The organism is Aphanothece sacrum FPU1 (genome assembly GCF_003864295.1).
GTDB classification, from domain to species: Bacteria; Cyanobacteriota; Cyanobacteriia; order Cyanobacteriales; family Microcystaceae; genus Aphanothece_B; species Aphanothece_B sacrum.
Window position 1 is genome coordinate 1 of record NZ_BDQK01000009.1, and the last position, 19274, is coordinate 19274.

21 protein-coding genes and 2 pseudogenes are annotated in these 19274 nt (G+C 35.5%); 12 read left to right on the plus strand and 11 right to left on the minus strand.

The genetic code is table 11. The features are described 5' to 3' along the window. Nucleotides 1–832 (minus strand): ceramide glucosyltransferase (locus tag AsFPU1_RS09890; protein WP_125061095.1); only part of this gene is annotated, 832 nt, incomplete at its 3' end. Nucleotides 833–957: 125 nt separating this feature from the next. On the opposite strand from AsFPU1_RS09890, the gene AsFPU1_RS09895 reads away from it, so the two are divergent. Together AsFPU1_RS09895 and AsFPU1_RS09900 are read left to right on the plus strand one after the other, a co-directional pair. Beyond that, nucleotides 958–1104, plus strand: a complete 147-nt coding sequence (locus tag AsFPU1_RS09895; protein WP_227873452.1) for a hypothetical protein — start codon at nt 958–960, stop codon at nt 1102–1104. Between the two features lie 6 nt (nt 1105–1110). Beyond that, the gene (locus AsFPU1_RS09900) at nt 1111–1371 is read left to right on the plus strand and encodes a hypothetical protein (RefSeq protein WP_124973564.1); all 261 of its coding nucleotides are present in this window, start codon (nt 1111–1113) and stop codon (nt 1369–1371) included. Nucleotides 1372–1373: 2 nt separating this feature from the next. On the opposite strand, the pseudogene AsFPU1_RS23425 reads toward AsFPU1_RS09900, so the two are convergent. The 7 genes and pseudogenes from AsFPU1_RS23425 to AsFPU1_RS09935 form a co-directional block, all read right to left on the minus strand. Then, nucleotides 1374–2033: pseudogene (locus tag AsFPU1_RS23425) on the minus strand (DUF3226 domain-containing protein). A 2-nt stretch (nt 2034–2035) separates the two neighbouring features. After that, a complete protein-coding gene (locus AsFPU1_RS09910) occupies nt 2036–3172 on the minus strand; it encodes an AAA family ATPase (RefSeq protein WP_124973566.1) in 1137 nt (378 codons plus the stop codon). Between the two features lie 65 nt (nt 3173–3237). Continuing rightward, on the minus strand, nt 3238–3843 hold the full coding sequence (locus AsFPU1_RS09915) for a hypothetical protein (protein ID WP_124973568.1): 606 nt from the start codon (nt 3841–3843) through the stop codon (nt 3238–3240). Nucleotides 3844–3854: 11 nt separating this feature from the next. Then, nucleotides 3855–4070 (minus strand): RNA-binding S4 domain-containing protein, encoded by a 216-nt coding sequence (locus AsFPU1_RS09920; RefSeq protein ID WP_124973570.1) that lies wholly within the window; start codon nt 4068–4070, stop codon nt 3855–3857. 76 nt (nt 4071–4146) lie between these two features. Continuing rightward, complete coding sequence (locus AsFPU1_RS09925; RefSeq protein WP_124973572.1) at nt 4147–4359, minus strand: DUF6887 family protein; 213 nt, start codon at nt 4357–4359, stop codon at nt 4147–4149. Beyond that, nucleotides 4356–4547, minus strand: a pseudogene (locus AsFPU1_RS23535) (DUF6888 family protein). The gene AsFPU1_RS09925 and the pseudogene AsFPU1_RS23535 overlap by 4 nt, the downstream one beginning before the upstream one ends. A 24-nt stretch (nt 4548–4571) precedes the next feature. After that, nucleotides 4572–6014 (minus strand): phosphoglucomutase/phosphomannomutase family protein, encoded by a 1443-nt coding sequence (locus tag AsFPU1_RS09935; protein ID WP_124973574.1) that lies wholly within the window; start codon nt 6012–6014, stop codon nt 4572–4574. A 133-nt stretch (nt 6015–6147) separates the two neighbouring features. Here AsFPU1_RS09935 and AsFPU1_RS09940 point away from each other — a divergent pair, with 133 nt between their 5' ends. The 6 genes from AsFPU1_RS09940 to aspS all read left to right on the plus strand — a co-directional run bounded on the left by AsFPU1_RS09940 (nt 6148) and on the right by aspS (nt 10921). Then, nucleotides 6148–6633, plus strand: coding sequence for a DUF4079 domain-containing protein (locus AsFPU1_RS09940; RefSeq protein WP_124973576.1), 486 nt, complete (start codon nt 6148–6150; stop codon nt 6631–6633). A 100-nt stretch (nt 6634–6733) separates the two neighbouring features. Further along, complete coding sequence (locus AsFPU1_RS09945; protein ID WP_124973628.1) at nt 6734–7477, plus strand: DsbA family protein; 744 nt, start codon at nt 6734–6736, stop codon at nt 7475–7477. Between the two features lie 29 nt (nt 7478–7506). Continuing rightward, nucleotides 7507–7806 (plus strand): type II toxin-antitoxin system RelN family antitoxin, encoded by a 300-nt coding sequence (locus AsFPU1_RS09950; protein WP_227873455.1) that lies wholly within the window; start codon nt 7507–7509, stop codon nt 7804–7806. Then, entirely contained in the window at nt 7799–8152 is a 354-nt protein-coding gene (locus AsFPU1_RS09955) for a type II toxin-antitoxin system RelE/ParE family toxin (RefSeq protein WP_124973578.1), read from the plus strand. Before AsFPU1_RS09950 ends, AsFPU1_RS09955 begins: the two co-directional genes overlap by 8 nt. A gap of 32 nt (nt 8153–8184) precedes the next feature. Further along, complete coding sequence (locus AsFPU1_RS09960; RefSeq protein ID WP_124973580.1) at nt 8185–8643, plus strand: DUF29 domain-containing protein; 459 nt, start codon at nt 8185–8187, stop codon at nt 8641–8643. A gap of 490 nt (nt 8644–9133) precedes the next feature. Continuing rightward, entirely contained in the window at nt 9134–10921 is a 1788-nt protein-coding gene (gene aspS, locus AsFPU1_RS09965; RefSeq protein WP_124973582.1) for an aspartate--tRNA ligase, read from the plus strand. Nucleotides 10922–11044: 123 nt separating this feature from the next. Here aspS and AsFPU1_RS09970 read toward each other — a convergent pair whose 3' ends face one another. After that, the gene (locus AsFPU1_RS09970) at nt 11045–13879 is read right to left on the minus strand and encodes a cation-translocating P-type ATPase (RefSeq protein ID WP_124973584.1); all 2835 of its coding nucleotides are present in this window, start codon (nt 13877–13879) and stop codon (nt 11045–11047) included. A gap of 112 nt (nt 13880–13991) precedes the next feature. On the opposite strand from AsFPU1_RS09970, the gene AsFPU1_RS09975 reads away from it, so the two are divergent. Next, nucleotides 13992–15386 carry a phospholipid carrier-dependent glycosyltransferase gene (locus AsFPU1_RS09975; protein ID WP_124973586.1) on the plus strand — a complete coding sequence of 465 codons (1395 nt, stop codon included), beginning with the start codon at nt 13992–13994 and terminating at the stop codon, nt 15384–15386. Nucleotides 15387–15553: 167 nt separating this feature from the next. Here AsFPU1_RS09975 and AsFPU1_RS09980 read toward each other — a convergent pair whose 3' ends face one another. Continuing rightward, nucleotides 15554–15868 carry a helix-turn-helix domain-containing protein gene (locus tag AsFPU1_RS09980; RefSeq protein WP_227873456.1) on the minus strand — a complete coding sequence of 105 codons (315 nt, stop codon included), beginning with the start codon at nt 15866–15868 and terminating at the stop codon, nt 15554–15556. Between the two features lie 217 nt (nt 15869–16085). On the opposite strand from AsFPU1_RS09980, the gene AsFPU1_RS09985 reads away from it, so the two are divergent. Beyond that, complete coding sequence (locus AsFPU1_RS09985; protein WP_124973588.1) at nt 16086–16385, plus strand: nucleotidyltransferase family protein; 300 nt, start codon at nt 16086–16088, stop codon at nt 16383–16385. Further along, complete coding sequence (locus tag AsFPU1_RS09990) at nt 16382–16729, plus strand: HepT-like ribonuclease domain-containing protein (RefSeq protein WP_124973590.1); 348 nt, start codon at nt 16382–16384, stop codon at nt 16727–16729. The genes AsFPU1_RS09985 and AsFPU1_RS09990 overlap by 4 nt, the downstream gene beginning before the upstream one ends. A gap of 38 nt (nt 16730–16767) precedes the next feature. Here AsFPU1_RS09990 and radA read toward each other — a convergent pair whose 3' ends face one another. Then, on the minus strand, nt 16768–18324 hold the full coding sequence (gene radA / locus AsFPU1_RS09995; protein ID WP_124973592.1) for a DNA repair protein RadA: 1557 nt from the start codon (nt 18322–18324) through the stop codon (nt 16768–16770). Between the two features lie 217 nt (nt 18325–18541). Between radA and rpaB the strand changes: the two genes are divergently transcribed. After that, complete coding sequence (gene rpaB / locus AsFPU1_RS10000) at nt 18542–19273, plus strand: response regulator transcription factor RpaB (RefSeq protein ID WP_124973594.1); 732 nt, start codon at nt 18542–18544, stop codon at nt 19271–19273. Nucleotide 19274: the final 1 nt, after the last annotated feature.

Consider the following 19274-nt stretch of genomic DNA (forward strand, 5'->3'; position numbering starts at 1 on the left):
AATAAGTATTTTGATCCCAATAAACTTGATGACTCCACCAATTACGCCAATTTGCTAAATCTACGGCTACATCTATCATATAAGGTAAAAGTACCATTTTTTTGCCAGAAGTCCAAACTCGTCGCCCAATTTCGTAGTCTTCTACTAAATAATCTGCTAAACTTTCTAAACCTCCTAATTCGTCTAAAGTTGACCGTCGAATAGCAATAGATGGCCCTAAACAAGAATTAGATGCACCGGTTACTTCTGCAAACATTACACTAGGCATAAAATCTGCATTTATGGTCAATAATTCTAGTTTCTCATACCAAGTATTTGCTTTCGTAACTTTAAAAGGAGTACAGACACAACCGACATCAGAATTAACTAGAGGATTAACGATATTTTCGATATAATCAGGTTGTAAATTGGTGTCACTGTCGCTGATAATAATAATATCGTGTCGCGCTTCTTTGATAGCCCCTAAAAGGTTATTGACTTTCCCGTTGGCTCCTGCTTCAATGGTGCTAATTACGACTGAAATACGGTCACTGCCGAATTCTGCTTGAATCTCTTTTAAGATAGGATAAGCGGCATCTTTGGGGTCTTGTACGGAGTAAATAACTTGATAGTCAGGATAGTTTTGAGTTGCGATGGTTCGCAAGTTGCGTTTGAGATTTTTTTCCAAACCCCTAACGGGTTTTAAAATACTGACAGGTGGTTTGAAATTCGTTTTTTTGGGCGATCGCTTAAAGAAGCGTTTGACTGTCCCCACGGTTAAGATAGAGAAGACAGAACCCCCTAAAATGGGAACTAAACAGAGAAGTTGTAAGCTATTGATTAGATTTAACACAAATTTTTCCTTTCCTCACACAGTTAAATTGAGACGGTTGGCCCAATTTAAAGAAATTATAGCTAAAAATTCGGTTTGATTTAATCATGGGAAAGAAAAATCATCAAAAAACGATACGATCTTTAATGAAGCGTATTGACGAACATCGAGAAAAAATCAGAAAAGAATATGAAAAAGAACGACCAGACCAAGGACTTATTCATCATTGGGAAGCTGAGATAAATGCCTTTGACAAAGGGATTAAACAAGCTTATAAACGACTAGGGAGATAATTGATTATGCAGCTAAGAGAACGAAATTTATCTATTAGCAATTCTACCTTAAACTATCTATTATTAGAATTATCTGAAGAATGCAGTAATGTTACTACTTTAATTAATCAACTTCAATTACCTGAACTAAGTCCTAAACAAAAAGCTCAAATTCTTGCTGAGTTAATGACATCAGCTATTCATTTACAAATACATTGTGGAGAAAATTTTCAAGATTTAATTGCACAAGAAATGGAAAATTTACCAGATGATGATGAATTAGACTAAACTCATAAATCATAAAGAGATTTAAACCAATTAACAAATATTTGTGCTTGAGGATTTGTTGGGACTAAAAATTTTTGTTTAATAGCATCATGTAATTGTCTTCCTGGTGTTTTTTGCCATGCTAACCAGGTATGAATATAAGCTTTATCTGTATAGGTTTCTTTAAAAGGTGCATTTTTTATCTTTGCTTCTTGAACAACTTCTTTACTATATTCCCAAAGATGATTATTATTCTCAGGAATTAAATATTCTAAAAAAGTTTCTAACATTCCTCTTTTTTTATTATCTGGCATCATCCAAACACCAAATTTTAGATCTTTGCTATTATGTTGAAATGAATGCAATAAACCTGTTTATGGTAATTCTTGGGGAAGATCAGTAATTGTTGGTAAACAGACATTACGAATACTTTGCCATCTATCTAAAGGGTCATCATCTGCATCAATAATGATACCTAATGATATTAATCCTCTATCTTCCAACTCTGTATATATTACATCTTTATCAAGTAAATTCTCAATACCATCATAAGATTTAATTTTAACGATAGCTGTATCTTTTGTCTGTCCCCAAGTAATACCATTTGCTTCAATTAATTCTGGTATAACTCTTTTGTCTTCATCTCCTTCTACTAATAGCTTTTTTAAGGCTTTTGTTGTCATATTTAACGTACCTCAATCCCTCTTTCAGCAGCAATGACAATTTGTTTAGAATTAAAAGCAACTGCTTTCTTTCTATCCCGTTCTATTCGTTGAATGGTAATTTCATTATCTTCAATTTCTTCTTTTTGAATTAAACTTGCCAGACTCGTCCAACAATCACTATTATGGGTTGTGGCAAAAACTTGTATATTGAGTTTTCTGGCAGTTAATAAAATTACTTTCCACATATCAAATAAGGTTGTAAAGTGTAATCCTGTATCAATTTCATCCACTAATAAAACTCCATTTTCTAGATTAACCATTGCCAAAATAATAGACAAAATTCGCCAAATACCATCCCCTAAACTACCTATGGGTACTGGATGTCTTTGATCAGAAAATTTAATAACAAATCCTCCACTTTCTCCATAAAATCTAGAATTTATGCTATACTTTTCTTTCCCTACTGAAGCAATTCTTTCAATTTTGGGTTCAATAATTTGAAGTGCTTCAATAATTAATTGTTCATTAGGACTTAAAACAATATTATCAAACAATTGAGTTAAATCTGTGATATCTAAAGATAAAGGAGTTATTCGTTTTGTCTTAGTTAAGAAACCCGAATGTATTGTTTTAAATTTACGTGGGACAGATTTTTGAGAAATAGTATCATTGGGCAATAAATGTACTTCTATCGGTTCAATAATTAAGGGAATCTGATTTGATTTGATAATTAAATCAAGAGTTCCTATATTTTCATTATCACTTTCATCCTCTCTATCAGTCAAGTCAAGATTTATCTCTCTAATATATGAATCTATACATATAATTAATTCTTCTTCTTGCTTATTATTGTCTGTACCCCTAATTAAAAACTGATTTCCTGGGTTAATTTCATGACCATGAAAAAGATGCCTAATTACATATTCACGTTCACGGTTTCCTTGAATTTGATTGTTGTTCCAAAAATATTCACCTCTATATTCCATTAATTGTAAAATTATATTTAGATGACCATTGTAGCAAAATATTTCAATTGCTTCTAAAATAGATGTTTTGCCACTATTATTTTCTCCCACAAGTAGATTAATCTTACCCAGATTTTCTAAATCAAATTCCTGGAAACTTCTAAAATTTTCAATATGTAATGACTGCAACATATACTATTAACTCCTAACGAATGATTAGGACACTTAATTAAATGGTAACACATCCTTGACCATAACTATCTGAATTGTTCAATACTACTCGCCAAAATACCTAATATCTTATTCAAATCAGACAAATAATATTCCGTTAAATCAATAAAAATATCTGTATTGTGTAACTTCAAAAAACGCCAGTTTGTCCCCGAAGTGACTACACCTAAAATTATGAAAATCTCATTATTCTCTTGTTGATTAAATATTTGTGCGGCAACCATTTCAGCAATACATTGACCTAACCCTGCATTCAAATCTTCTTTTTTCGCCTCGACTAAGATAATAATAGGTGCAGCAATAAACAATTTTTCAGGAGAATGACTAATTAAAAAATCACAAATACCATTCAACTCTTGAGTTTCATCAACAGTAAAATTAACCCCAGAAAATAGATTAATTTCATCTCTAAATTTTCGTTTAAGTTCAACTAAAATCGGGGCAATAATCATCTCTGATCTTGCTTTTTCACTATTACTAGCAATGGCAATAGGTAAATTATCCTGTAGTATCTGTTTTAATAAGTTACTACTTTCTACAGGTAATATGTCAGCAAAAATACCAAATTCTTCTATAGTTTTTAGATGAAATTTATGTTTAACTCTCTCTAAATTGAAATTACTGTAAGACATAATAATTATCCCTACGACAAATTGACCTCATAACTTTTCCCATTAAATGTAACAACATCTCCTGTTACTAACTTACGTCCCCGTCGCGTTTCAATACTACCATTAACTATTACTTCCCCTCCTTGAATTCTTATCTTTGCTTCTCCACCAGTTTGTACCAAGTTTTGCCATTTCATAAACTGCCCTAATTTAATAATAGGTTCTGATTTTTCTTCTTGTATGTCCATTCTGATAATTTATTATTTGATGAATAGAGACGTTATTTATAACGTCTCTATAAAAACAATTTAAACCATGATTTAACTAATCTTGATCAGATTTTGATGAAGTAACTTTTTCAATTTGATGAGTTAATTTATCTTCCCATTCCTGATCATTTGTGTCAATTGTAATCATTCTTCCAGTTGCTTTTGAACGCTCAATATAAGCATAAAAAGCATTCAAATCTTCTCGATAATTTAAAACGTATCGACGCAACTCATCAAGACTCATTTCATCATAATTAAGTGTTGTCATGGTTCATATCCTCCTGTCGCTTTAATCTCGAAATCCAAATTATCTCCAGAAAGCACATATAAATTTCCTGTACGCTCATCAATACGAATGAGTTGTATACTTTTATATGGCTATCCAGGATAAATAATATTGGTCAGCCGATAACACAGTCGATAAAGTCCTTTTGCTTGTTCTGTTGTTGGTTCCATCTTGATCTAGTTTAACCTAAAACTTTAAACAGAACTTGCCCAATTTTTAGCCCAACTCAAGGTTTCATGAACTTGTTTTAAGGTCAAAGATTCACAATATAATCTTAAAACAGGTTCCGTACCACTAAAACGAATTAGTAACCAACTTCCATCACTTAAACGGAACTTATACCCATCTGTTTGATCACAATCTGTAACTGCTTGACCGGCAACTTCTGTTAAAGGTTTTGTCTCCAAACTTTCGACTAATTTTCCTCGAACTTCCATACTAGTTAAAGGTAAATCAATCCGATCATAGGCGTTATAGAAGTCAGTTTTTTCCTGTAACTTGGCATAATATTCCCCCAAGTCTTCCCCACTTTCTACCACTGCTTCTAAAACATATAAAGCAGATAATAAAGCATCCCGTTCAGGAATATGAGTTCCGTAACCAACTCCTCCAGATTCTTCTCCTCCTATTAATACATCAGAGACTAACATTCGATCAGCAATATATTTATAACCGATCGCAGTTTCATAAACAGACAAGTTATAAAGTTTAGCTAAACGGGGAAATAAATCAGAACCACTTACCGTTTTAACAATCTCTCCCGTTAACCCTTTTCTTTTGGCTAAATGATCGATTAAAATAGGAATTAAAATCTGGGAACTCATAAAATTGCCTTGTCCATCAACCGCCGCAATCCTATCACTATCTCCATCGAAAACTAACCCCACTCTTAAACTATTTTCTTCTTGACTAGCAGCCGTTTTTATGGTATTAAATAACTTAGAAAGATAACGGGGTAAAGGTTCCGGCGCACCTCCTTCAAATAAGGGGTCACGATCGCTATTAATTTCCTCAATAGGACAGCCTAATAAACGTTCTAAACCTGTAGCGGCTGCCCCGTGCATTACATCAGCAAATACTCTTAATTTACTCGATTCAATAGCTGTTTGAATGGCATTAATATCAACTTTGTGACGTAACCCGTCACAATAACTTTCCCAAGGATCAAAATAAGTTAATGTACCCGCAGGCCCCGAAAAAACTGGGGGATTAGGTAATAATGCTTCAATTTGTTGGGTAATTTCGGGAGAAACTGACCCCCCAAAAGCCCCTTTTACTTTTAACCCCAAATACTTGGCCGGATTGTGACTAGCGGTTAAAACAATAGCCCCTAAAGCATTTTGCATTTTTGCTGCCCAACTAAAGGCAGGGGTAGGGGCATAAGAATTTGACAAAATAACATCAAACCCAGCTTCCTGTATAGCTTCGGCCGTCAGTTGAGCAAATTCTTCAGCCAGAAAACGACGATCATATCCCACAATAATACAGCGATTACTCGAAGCAGTGCCATAATTGTTTTCTAACACAATAGCAGCTAAAGGAGCAAGCATAGCGACCCTTTCAAAGGTAAAATCAGCCGCAATCACCCCACGCCAGCCATCAGTACCAAATTTAATCGGATTTTGCGTAAATGTCATAAGAACTCTTAAAATTTTCTATACACTCTCTCAGGTTAGCTTCTTAAGTTACCTTTGAAAACGGTTTTTGGGAACAATTTTTTAATATAATAATAATATTTCCTGTTAAAATTTGTGATAAGGCATTAAACCTATGGGAGACAGACTTGCAGATTTGCTAGAACCCCTTGCCGCTTGGTTTCGCACGTTAGGAATTCCTGACTTGATTGTCCATTGGGGACATCCGGTGATGATGGGAATTGTTGTGTTAGTAATGGGTAGTTTTACTGCCTATATGGGGTGGCGTAGTCGGTTTATTAAAGATGGGGAAGAAGTGGCAAAAAGTCGCGCTTCTCATCGTCAATTAGCCCCTTGGGTATTTCTATTTATCTCTTTAGGATATACTGGCGGGGTGTTATCTTTAGTAATGCAAAAACAACCGGTTCTTAATAGTCCCCATTTTTGGACAGGTTCGGTCGTTTTAGGATTAATGGCTATTAGTGCAATTACTCCTTTAATTGGGTTTGGTGGGGAACAAAAAGAAGGTTATCGTACGTTTCATGCTTATTTAGGTGGTGTGGTTGCTATTGTGTTAATTGCTCATGGCATTTTGGGATTAAAATTAGGTTTATCCCTATAACTTTTGAATTTTGAATTGATTATGATCCGGTTTCGATTAGAGGCCGGATTTTTTGGTAAAGTAGGATAGGTTTTATCTAATTAAAAGTGAAGTAATGACTATGAGTAAATTATTGGTGATTTTCGTTAGTTTATTAATGGGATTAATGACGTTAAGTGGTTGTACGAATTCTCTGTTAGGAACTAGCCAATTATCTGATCAAGTATTACAAATTATTCGGGATAATCCCCAAGTTGTAATTGAATCTGTTGTAGCTTATCAACAACAACAAGAGAAAAAATCAAAGCAAGATAAATTAGCATTTTTTCAACAAATGATCACTGAACCTGATTCTATTATCGGGAATTCTCCGATTACTGGTGCAGAAGAATCTAAAATTGTCTTAGTAGAATTCTCGGATTTTCAATGTCCTTTTTGCGCTAAAGTAGATGAGATTGTTAAAGATTTTATGGATAAACATCAAGATGAAGTAACCTTTACTTATAAACATTTTCCTCTTAATAGTATTCATGCTCAAGCACAATTAGCTTCTCAATCAGCTTGGGCAGCACAACAACAAGGAAAATTCTGGGAATATCATGATGCTTTGTTTGAAAATCAAGACAAATTAGGGAAAGAATTATATACAAAAATTGCACAAGATTTGAACTTAAATCTAGAACAGTTTGAGAGCGATCGCCAAACTAATGAAGCAAAAATTGCTATTAATGAAGATATAAAAATAGCTGAGATATTAGGTTTAAATGGAACCCCTTTCTTTGCGTTTAATGGTCAACCGATAGATTTACCCATTACGGTTGCTAAATTAGAAGAAATTCTCGACCAAATTAAAGTCAAGCTATAATAGGAGATAGGGTTTTTACGGCAACAGATATGTTAAACAAGACACTTGATACTCAACAATTGCAAAAAGGAATTATGAAAGCAATTAAAGTTATGGCAACCGTTGATGAAAAAGGAAGTTTGTTATTGGAACAACCCTTAAATATTAGGCAAAATAGCCGTGTAGAGGTAATTGTTCTTATTTCAGAAACAGTAGATCTTAAAGAAAATGATGAATCTATAGAATCAAAAGAAGATATACTTAAAGATTTTCGTCAAGCTTGGTATGAAGCAATGACGGAACAAACAATTCCTGTTTCTCAACTTTGGGAAGGAATTGAGAATGCCTGAACTACCATTTATTCAAGTAGAAACAACACGAAGATTTCAACGAAATCTTCGCAAACTAGCTAAAAAATATCTCAGCATTCGTAACGATATTCAACCAGTTATTGAACAACTACAACAAGGGGAAATACTAGGTGATCGCATTCCTAACATTGGATACGAAGTTTTTAAGTTACGGGTGAGAAATAGCGATATTAAAAAAGGTAAAAGCGGTGGTTATCGCCTCATTTACTATGTTAAAACAGCCAAAGGGATTATTTTATTAACTATTTACTCAAAATCTCAACAAACTGACATAGCAGTAGAGGATATCCAAAGCATTATTGTTGAATATGAATCTGAAAGATAAAATAAATATAGAGACAAGAGAAATAGAAAATTATGGATAATTATTCTCTATACGAAACAGATTTTTATGGGTGGACTCAACAACAAGCAAAAGCCCTGGAAAATCAGCAAATTCTAGATTTAGACTGGTCAAATCTTCAAGAGGAAATTCAAGCATTGGGAAGACAAGAATATCGAGAATTAGTAAATCGTTTATCGGTTTTAATTGGTCACTTATTAAAATGGCAATATCAGTCAGAAAAACGTTCCCGTAGTTGGTTCTTAACAATTCGAGAACAACGTCGAGCAATTAAAAGACATTTACGCCATAATCCAAGTTTAAAATCTCGCCTAGAAGATGCTATTATTGATGGTTATGAAGCAGGGGTTGATTTAACATTACGAGAAACTGATTTACCTTTACGAACTTTTCCTGAATCTTCTCCTTATTCCTTTGACCAATTACTTAATCATGGTTTTTTATGTGATACTAATGGAGATTGGAATAACTAAAATAAGATATTTTTCTCCGTTAATATAAGTTCCTCAATCTCTTTAAGAACATCAGTTAATAAGGGAGCATTAGAGGAAATAATGGTATGCTCACTATTGAGATGTTTATGATATTGAACAAAATTTAATTAAATTAGTAATAGAATGAAAATAATCATCAATCAACAAATTCTATCCCCTCAATTTCTGCTTGATCTTGATATAATGTTTCTAGCATCCAAACTTCCCCTATCCATTCATCAAACTCTAATGTTTAAATTTATCTAAAAATTCGGTCGTTTTCATTTGGTATTTATTTTCATAATCTTTTTAAAATAATAACAACAGATAAGGCGATCGCTTAAAATTCCCCCCTAAATCTTAACTGGATCTAAAAAAAGCCCATCGAAAGCCACTAAATAAGTGATAATGGGCAATGCGTCTTAAATTAGCAGCCCTAATTTAAGGCGTGTTACATTATGTATTATGATAGAAACCTAGATTAATTGCGATGCGAACCCATTATTGTAGTGACTTACGAGCAAGTGATATTAAGAAAACTGTTACCTTATTTGGATGGGTTGATCGCCGAAGGGATCATGGAGGGGTGATCTTTATTGACTTACGTGATCGCACAGGTGTCATACAAATTGTCAGTGATCCGCAACGTACTCCCGAATCATACCCCGACGCAGAGAAGTTACGTAGCGAGTATGTAGTCAAAATCGTCGGTAGAGTATCTCAACGTCCTTCTGAGTCTCTCAACCCCAAATTACCCACCGGAGAAGTGGAAATTTACGCTGATAGCATTGAATTACTCAACGGAGTCAATAAACAATTACCTTTTGTCATATCTAGTACCGAAGCAGAATTAGTTAGAGAAGATGTTCGTCTGAAATATCGTTATTTAGATTTAAGACGCGATCGCATGGCAAAAAACTTACAATTGCGTCATGCAGTGGTTAAAGCAATGCGTCGTTATCTCGAAGATGAACAGCAGTTTATGGAGATAGAAACCCCTATTTTAACTCGTTCAACTCCTGAAGGGGCCAGAGATTATTTAGTACCTTCTCGTGCTAATCCTGGACAATGGTATGCTTTACCTCAGTCACCCCAATTATTTAAGCAATTATTAATGGTATCGGGATGCGATCGCTACTATCAAATTGCTCGTTGTTTCCGGGATGAAGACTTACGGGCCGACCGACAGCCGGAATTTACCCAATTAGATATAGAAATGAGTTTCATGTCTCAGGAGGAAATTTTAAACCTCAATGAAGGATTAGTTTGTCATATTTTCAAAACGGTAAAAAATATTGATTTACCCCGTCCTTTTCCTCGTTTAACCTATGCGGAATCAATGGAAAAATACGGAAATGATCGCCCTGATACTCGCTTTGATTTAGAATTAGTTGATGTTTCTGATATAGTCAAAGATAGCGGATTTAAAGTATTTTCCGAAGCGGTGGAAACGGGAGGTAAAGTCAAAATTTTACCTATTCCTGGAGGTAACGAAACTATCTCTAATGTGCGGATTAAACCAGGAGGAGATTTATTTAAAGAAGCGACGGATGCAGGGGCGAAAGGCATTGCTTATATTCGAGTTAAAGATGATCATAAAATTGATACAATTGGGGCAATTAAAGATAATTTAAGCGAAGAACAAAAGATAGAATTATTAACTAGAACTGGGGCAAAATCGGGAGATTTATTACTCTTTGGGGCCGGAGATACAGACACCGTTAATAAATCTTTATCTCGGTTAAGATTAGTAGTAGGAGAACAATTAGGATTAATTGATCGAGATCAACTTAATTTGCTTTGGATTACAGATTTTCCCATGTTTGAATGGAATAAAGATGAAAAACGATTTGAAGCCCTTCATCACCCATTTACAGCCCCAAATCCTGAAGATTTAGCCGATTTGACTACTGCCAGAGCGCAAGCTTACGATTTAGTCTATAATGGCATAGAAATTGGGGGCGGGAGTCTCAGGATTTATCAAAAAGATGTCCAAGAAAAAGTATTTACTACTATTGGATTATCTAAGGAAGAAGCATACAACAAATTTGGCTTTTTATTAGAAGCTTTTGAGTATGGAACCCCACCTCATGGGGGCATTGCTTACGGATTAGATCGGTTAGTCATGTTATTAGCAAAAGAAGACTCTATTCGTGATGTAATTGCTTTTCCAAAGACACAACAGGCGAGTTGTTTACTAACAGAAGCCCCCGCAACAGTTGAACCTAAACAGTTAAAAGAACTGCAGGTTTCTTCAACTTATAAACCGAAATCCTAAGTAGTTAAAGGGAACAGGGAACAGGGAACAAGGAACAGGGAACTTAAAGTTTACTGTGTTGGGTTTCGTTCCTCAACCCAACCTACAATTAAAATGTTACAATAGATCTAGGGATTACTATAATTATTGTCCTCGTCTGAAAAAACGAATGATTAATTTCTCCAATTCTATCCAAACAAACATTAAACTACTAAAGAATAAACAGATGACTAATTGTTGCCCTGTTAAAATTTCCATATCAAAGAAATTGCGTAACGGTTCAACATAAACTAACATTAATTGTAGAATAGTGGTAACAATAACTGCTCCCCAAAGATAAGGATTCGATAACGGATTCATTTCAATGGCTAAACGAGTGCTAGAACGAGCCGCGATCGCATGGCCCATTTGAGCAATACACAAAGTTGTAAATACCATTGTTTTCCAACTATCAGGATGTCCCGATTTTTGAGCATCATTAAAAGACCAAGACATCAAACTTATGGTAATAATTGCAAAAATAATGCCAATACGAACAATATAGAAACCTAACCCCCGCGCAAAGATACTTTCTGTGGGACTAAAAGGGGGACGACTCATAATATTAGGTGCGGCCGGTTCAACCGCTAATGCTAAGGCCGGTAAACCATCAGTAACTAAGTTCATCCACAGAATTTGTAAGGGACTCAGAGGAACCCCAGATAGTCCCATGATAGGGGCCGCTGCAATAGTAATTACTTCTCCGATGTTACTCCCTAAAATATACTTAATAAAGTGACGAATATTCGTATAAACTACCCGTCCTTCCTCCGTTGCAGCCACAATCGTCGCAAAATTATCATCGAGTAATACCATATCACTCGCTTCTTTGCTCACATCTGTGCCTGTAATGCCCATAGCAATGCCTATATCTGCTTGTTTGAGGGCGGGGGCATCATTGACCCCATCTCCTGTCATAGCGACGAATTTACCCTGTTTCTGTAAAGCCCGCACAATGCGCAGTTTATGTTCAGGGGAGACACGCGCATACACACTAACTGATTCTACTTCTTGTTCTAATTCTGTTTGAGAAAGTCGCTCTAACTCCCGTCCCGTGAGAACTTTATCTCCTTGTTGAGAAATTCCCAATTGTTGGGCGATCGCTTGGGCCGTTAATTGATGATCTCCAGTAATAACAATGGGACGAATACCTGCGGCCCGACATTTGATCACTGCGGCCCTGACTTCAGGCCGGGGAGCATCCATCATCCCCACTAATCCTAACCAAATTAAGTCTTGTTCGTAAATATCCTCTGTTTTAGCTTCTGGAATGTGATCAAGTGGTTTATAAGCCAAGCTTAACACCCGTAACGCCCGTTTAGCCATGCCATTGTTACCTTCAAGAATTTCTCGGCGTTTTTCAGAAGTTAGGGGATAAATCTGAGTTTGTTCTTGATAAGATTGACATCGTTCTAAAATTAATTCAGGAGAACCTTTGCTAAACATTAAATAAGGGGTGTTTTGCTCAGGTTGCCAGTTTAATAGGCGATCGCCTGGTGTCGTTTGAGCAATGATACTCATGCGTTTGCGTTCTGAGGAAAAAGGAAATTCTCCTACTCTTGGCAAAGGAGATTCTAAGTTATCCTGTTCTAATCCGGCTTTTCCTGCCAAAACCAGTAAGGCCCCTTCTGTGGGATCTCCGAGAATACTCCAATCTCCGTCTTCCTGACTCAGATGAGCATTATTGCATAGGACTCCAGCTAATAATAAGCCTTGCAGTTCCCCATATTGGTTAAGATCAACCTGTTGATGATCCGTACCGAGAAAATCCCCTAATGGTTCATATCCGTTCCCTGTGACCCTAAAATTGCCTTGAGGGGTTTCTACTTCCTGGATTACCATTTTATTCTGAGTCAGGGTTCCAGTTTTGTCGGAACAAATAACATTGACAGATCCTAACGTTTCTACGGCCGGAAGTTTACGAATTAAAGCATGGCGTTTTACCATGCGTTGGGTTCCTAATGCTAAGGTAACAGTAATAACGGCGGGTAAACCTTCAGGAACGACAGCAACCGCCATACTGAGGGAAATTTCCACCAAAGATTGTAACATTCCCCATCCAGACCTAATTACGCCCCCAACAACTACTAATCCTACTAAAATCATCGATCCTGTGACAAGAACGTTCCCTAAGTCGGTCATCCGCTTTTGTAAGGGGGTAGGTTCAGTTTCGACAGATTGTAGCATTTGGGCGATTTTTCCCAGTTCTGTCGTCATTCCTGTATTAGTGACGACTACTTTACCTCGGCCTTGGATTACTTCAGTTCCAGTAAAGACCATATTGTTGCGATCGCCGATGGAAGCTTCTTCTTCTAAACCGAAGGTGCTACAATGTTTATCAACGGCGTGAGCTTCTCCGGTTAAGGCAGATTCTCGAATTTGTAGGTTAGCAGCTTCAATAATTTGTCCATCAGCACATAATTGATCGCCAGCTTCTAGCAAAATGATATCTCCAGGAACCAAAGATGGAGCTTGTACTTCTAGACGTTTGCCATCCCGAATCACTTGAACTTGAGGGGAGGAGAGGCGTTTGAGGGCAGCTAAGGCTTTTTCGGCGCGAACTTCTTGCAGATACCCCAAAAGTCCATTTAAAATAACAATGGCAAAAATAGCGATCGTATCTTTAAAGGGAACTCCGGTCTTATCTATACCATTCTGTTGCAATGCGACTAAATCTAAGACACCCGAAATAATAGCTACCACGATCAGCATAATTAACATAACGTTCTTAAACTGATCGAGAAAGATATCCCAATTACTGCGGCCGGCAGTTTCTTCAATTTCATTGAGGCCGTAGTGTTGTTGACGTTCGCTGACGGATTCTGAAGTTAATCCTGTATCAGAACTGGTTTCTAGTAGGTCTAGAGTTGTCTGAGAGGAATAAGTATGCCAAGCTTGTTGCTGTTGAGGTAGAGAGTGAGAAGAATAGGTTCGAGTCACAGGGAATGGGTCTAGTTATATAGATCTACTCTTTTTTATCTTACTCGGTGACTCTCAAATTTGTTACCCATTAGCAGCAAAACTTTAACAATGAACAATTAACAATTAGCCTATGACTAATTTATCTGTTTTTCAGTTTCGTTTGGCAATGTTAGCTATTTTCTTACTGTCTTTAATTTTACGATTTTGGCAGTTAGGACAATTTAATATATTGGTATTTGATGAATTTTATTATGCTAAATATGCTAATTATTATTTGATTGGCAAAACTTTTTTTAATTCTCATCCTCCTTTAAGTCAATATATTATTGCTATTGGAATTTGGTTAGGTTCTCATTTGCCATCCTCCCCTGAGATGACGAATGATTTAACGGGTTCTTTACGTTCAACCTTTAGTTATCGTTGGTTAAATGCCTTAACAGGTTCTTTTCTTCCTTTATTAGTCGGCGCGATCGCTTATCAATTAACTAATCGTCGTAGTTATACATTAATCGTCACTTTTTTGGCGGCTATGGATGGCTTATTTTTAGTAGAATCTCGTTATGCTTTAAACAATATTTATTTAGTTGGTTTTGGGTTATTAGGTCAGTTATTTTTTTTGTTATTTTTAAATCAAAAAAAGTATATTTATTTAACATTAAGTGGTATTTTTTTCGGTGCAACGGCTTCTGTAAAATGGAATGGTTTAGGATTTTTAGGAGGAATTTATCTAATTATTTTAATGGTTTGGTTATGTAGTTTATTACAGCGAAGAATTGAAAATTTCAAAAATAATCAATTCTTAAACAGATTATTTTTGATAAATTGGGGATTATTTAATCAAATTAATTCGGTTAAATTACCATTACTATTTTTAAATTTATTGATTATTCCTGCTGTAACTTATAGTCTTCTTTGGTTTCCTCACTTGTTGATGAATCCTCAATATAATTGGTGGGAAGTGCAACACAAAATCTGGGTTTTTCATCATCAAATTGGCAATAGTCCACAAGTTCATAAATATTGTTCTAACTGGTATACTTGGTTATTTATGGGACGCACTATCGCCTATCTTTATCGACCTCAAGAGACTGATTCAGGTAAGATTATTTATGATGTCCATGCAATGGGTAATCCGGTTTTATGGTGGTTTTCTACTGCTGCTATTTTTACCATAATTACTTTACTTAGTATATCATTTATTAAACAAAAAAATGTAGTTTCTTTAAATCCAGCAATAGCAGTTTATATATTAGTGAATTATACTGTTAATTTATTACCTTGGATTAAAGTAAGTCGTTGTACTTTTCTATACCATTATATGGCATCTTATGTATTTTCATGGTTAGCCTTAGCTTGGATTATGGATAGTTCTTTAATGAGTAAAAATTCTTTAAATCGTCGAGTGGCAATGGGACTGATAATATTAATTATTATAGCCTTTATTTATTGGCTACCAATTTATTTAGGACTTCCTTTATCTCAAAAAGAATTTAATATGAGAATGTTATTGCCTAGTTGGATATAAAATTATCGTAGGGACATAATACCATTATGCCCTAGCAAATGTAGGGTGTGTTAGCGTAGCGTAACGCACCTAAACCCATTAATATCTGTATCTTACTATATGATAAAAAACTTAGTTTATAATCGAATAATAAGCATTTAGATAACGCAAAATACTTAGGGTTTTGTTTATAAACAATCTCTAAATTTTTCATCTATCAAAGAAAGTTCAGAACTTAAAGAATTAAAAAAATTAGCTAATTTTTCTGCTTGAGATTTACAAATTTTTTCTCTACCACTAAGAATATTATTAACAGTTTCAATCGATCCTAATATTGGAACTAGAGTATTTTTTTCTACATCAAACTCATGTATTAATGATTCCAAAGTTGCCTGAAAAGTTGGCTTTTCAAGAGGATAGTATAGAGATTCATAATTCTCTATAAGAAGGACTAATAACTCAAAAAGCGCAGTTTCATTTTTCGTTAATTCACAAGACATCATTTTTTCTACTATCGATAAAACTCTCTGATATTCCTCCTCTGTTTTAATTGTTTTAGGTTGGTACTCAATCAGTCAATCAGTATAGGTTTGTTGACTAGAAGTACGGATCATCTTTCCATTTTTCCTTATTATATTCAGAATGGGACCGCTTAAGCTATAAAATATAGATATGCTTTTGAAATCATCATCTTACATTTTATCCAGGGAATAGACAAAAATGAACCAGATAGAAACCATTAAAACTATTTTACGAGAGCATCAACCTCATTTAAAAGAACAATATCATATCAAACAATTGGGAATTTTTGGATCTTATGTAAGAGGGGAAGCAACACCAGAAAGTGACCTAGATATTTTGATTGAATTTGAATCAGGATATCGTTTTGGTTTATTAACCTTTTGTCACATAGAAAACTATCTCAGTGATTTATTAGGAGTTAATGTTGATTTAGTAATGAAGAATAGCCTAAAATCTAAAATTAGTCAACAAATTATTTCAGAAGTAATTTATCTATGATTAAGCGATATAGTGAAGATTATTTAAGAGACATAGAAGAAGCTATTAAATTAGCAATTGAATTTACAGAAGGGATGAACTTTGATGAATTTTGTCAGGATAAAAAAACTATTTTTGCAGTAGCAAGAGCAATACAAATTATTGGGGAAGCCATCAAAAAACTTCCCGATAATATCAGACAACAATATCCTCAAATTCCTTGGAAAGACATCGCCAAAATGAGGGATAAAGTGACCCATCAATATTTTTCTGTTAAGCTAGATGTGCTTTGGGATACTGTTAAACAAGATCTACCTCTTTTACAATCATTAATTTCTTCTGTATTAGACAACCTAAAAGAATGAAATTATCAGAATTAATTAAATTAATAAACTGACAAGCTTTATTCATCTATTTCCTCATCTTCCTCACTAAAATCAGACATTTCTCCCCCCAACTTTTGTTGAGGAGGAATAGCAGAAATAATTGCATCAATTACCTTACCAACGGGAATAATTTCCAAACCAATATCATCAGCAAAACTCTGTCCTTTAGGCACAATTGCTCGTTTAAATCCCAACTTAGCGGCCTCTTTTAAACGTAATTCCATTTGAGACACTAAACGCACTTGTCCTCCTAATCCTACCTCACCAATTAAAACAGTTCTAGGGTCAACTATTCTATCTCGAAAACTGGCTACAATTGCCATAGCTATTCCTAAATCTGCGGCCGGTTCTTCTACTCCTAAACCTCCCGCAGAAGCAACATAAGCATCTAATTTTGATAAAGGAATTCCCACCCTTTTTTCTAATACGGCTAATATCTGTTGTAGACGACTATAATCAACTCCTGTAGTCGAACGACGAGGAGAAGCATAACTGGTGGGACTGACTAAAGCTTGCAATTCTACGACTAAGGGACGGGTTCCTTCACAAGCAACAACAGTTGCAGTTCCTGGGGCGAATTCATCCCGATTTCCTAAGAATAATTCCGAAGGGTTAGCCACTTCAACTAATCCCGCTTCTACCATTTCAAATATCCCAATTTCATGAGTAGCCCCAAAGCGATTTTTAACCGATCTTAATAGACGATGGGAGGCATAGCGATCGCCTTCAAAATATAATACTGTATCTACTAAATGTTCCAAAACTCTCGGGCCCGCAATTGCCCCTTCTTTCGTGACATGACCAACAATAAATAAAGTAATATTATCCCGCTTTGCCACCTGCATTAAAGCAGAAGTACATTCTCTAACTTGGGCCACAGAACCAGGGGCCGAAGTTAAGGCCGCAAAATAAATAGTTTGAATACTATCAATAACAGCCACTTGGGGTTGTAAAGATTCTAATTCCTTTAAAATTTCCTCTAGATCCGTTTCTGGAAGAATAAAAAGATTGGCTTTATCTTCCATTTTTTGAGAAATTATAACTGGTTTTTTTTTCCCATTTTCGTTATTATTTTCCGACTCTTTGGCTTCTGTTACGCTACTCGCTTCAGCGACCCCTAAACGAGAGGCCCGTAATTTAATTTGTTGGGCTGATTCTTCCGCCGAAACATAGAGAATACGGGGTAATCTTTGGGATAATTGATTAGCAGTTTGTAATAATAAAGTTGATTTTCCAATACCAGGATCACCGCCAATTAACACTAAAGAACCAGGAACAATTCCTCCTCCTAATACCCGATCTAATTCTCCATATCCAGAAGGAAACCTAGCTTGTTCTTCTTCTCTAATCTCATTAAATGGCATCGAAATACGAGGTTTTGGGGGAACCTGGGGACGATTATCCGAATGGTTATGAGATTGCCGTCCGTTTCGTGCAACCCCTCCAGAGGAACTAGGAGTAACCATTTGTTCTTCCAAAGTGCCATAAACACCACAACTGGGGCATTTGCCAAACCATTGAGGTGATTGAGATCCACAGGTGCTACAAATATAAATGGTTCGAGATTTTGCCATGGGATTTTTTTGAAGAAAGGTTAAAAAACCTGAGAAAATGATAAAGAGGAATAACGCTTAGAAAAATTTTAAACTAGGCTTGAAGCAAGGTAATGACTCAATAATTTAAGCTTAATCATAACGATAAAGCGATATTCTAGAAATAGGAGAATCTCCAAGGATCTCTATTTAACTTAAAAATTAGCAATTCTACTTAAATTAAGGAGTGTTGGAGCCATTGGAAATTCATAAAGAGAAAATCCTGGTCGTTGATGATGAAGCGAGTATCCGCCGCATTTTGGAAACCCGCCTGTCTATGATTGGCTATGATGTCGTTACCGCAGCCGATGGAGAGGAAGCCTTAGATATCTTTCACAAGACGGAACCTGACTTAGTGGTGTTAGATGTAATGATGCCTAAACTCGATGGTTACGGGGTGTGTCAGGAGTTACGCAAGGAATCGGATATTCCTATTATTATGTTAACGGCTTTAGGAGATGTGGCCGATCGCATTACGGGATTAGAATTAGGAGCAGATGATTATGTCGTTAAACCTTTTTCTCCCAAAGAGTTAGAAGCTAGAATTCGTTCAGTATTACGAAGGGTCGAAAAAAATGGGGCCCCTGGTATTCCCAGTTCTGGGGTTATTTCCATTGGTTCGATTAAAATTGATACTAATAAACGACAAGTTTATAAAGGAGATGAACGCATTCGTTTAACGGGAATGGAATTTAGTTTACTCGAATTATTAGTAAGTCGTTCGGGGGAACCTTTTTCTCGCTCAGAAATTTTACAAGAAGTCTGGGGTTATACCCCTGAACGTCATGTAGATACTCGTGTAGTAGATGTACATATTTCTCGTTTAAGGGCCAAATTAGAAGATGATCCGAGTAATCCTGAATTGATTCTAACTGCTAGAGGAACAGGTTATCTTTTTCAACGAATTTTAGAACCTGGAGAAGAATTATAAG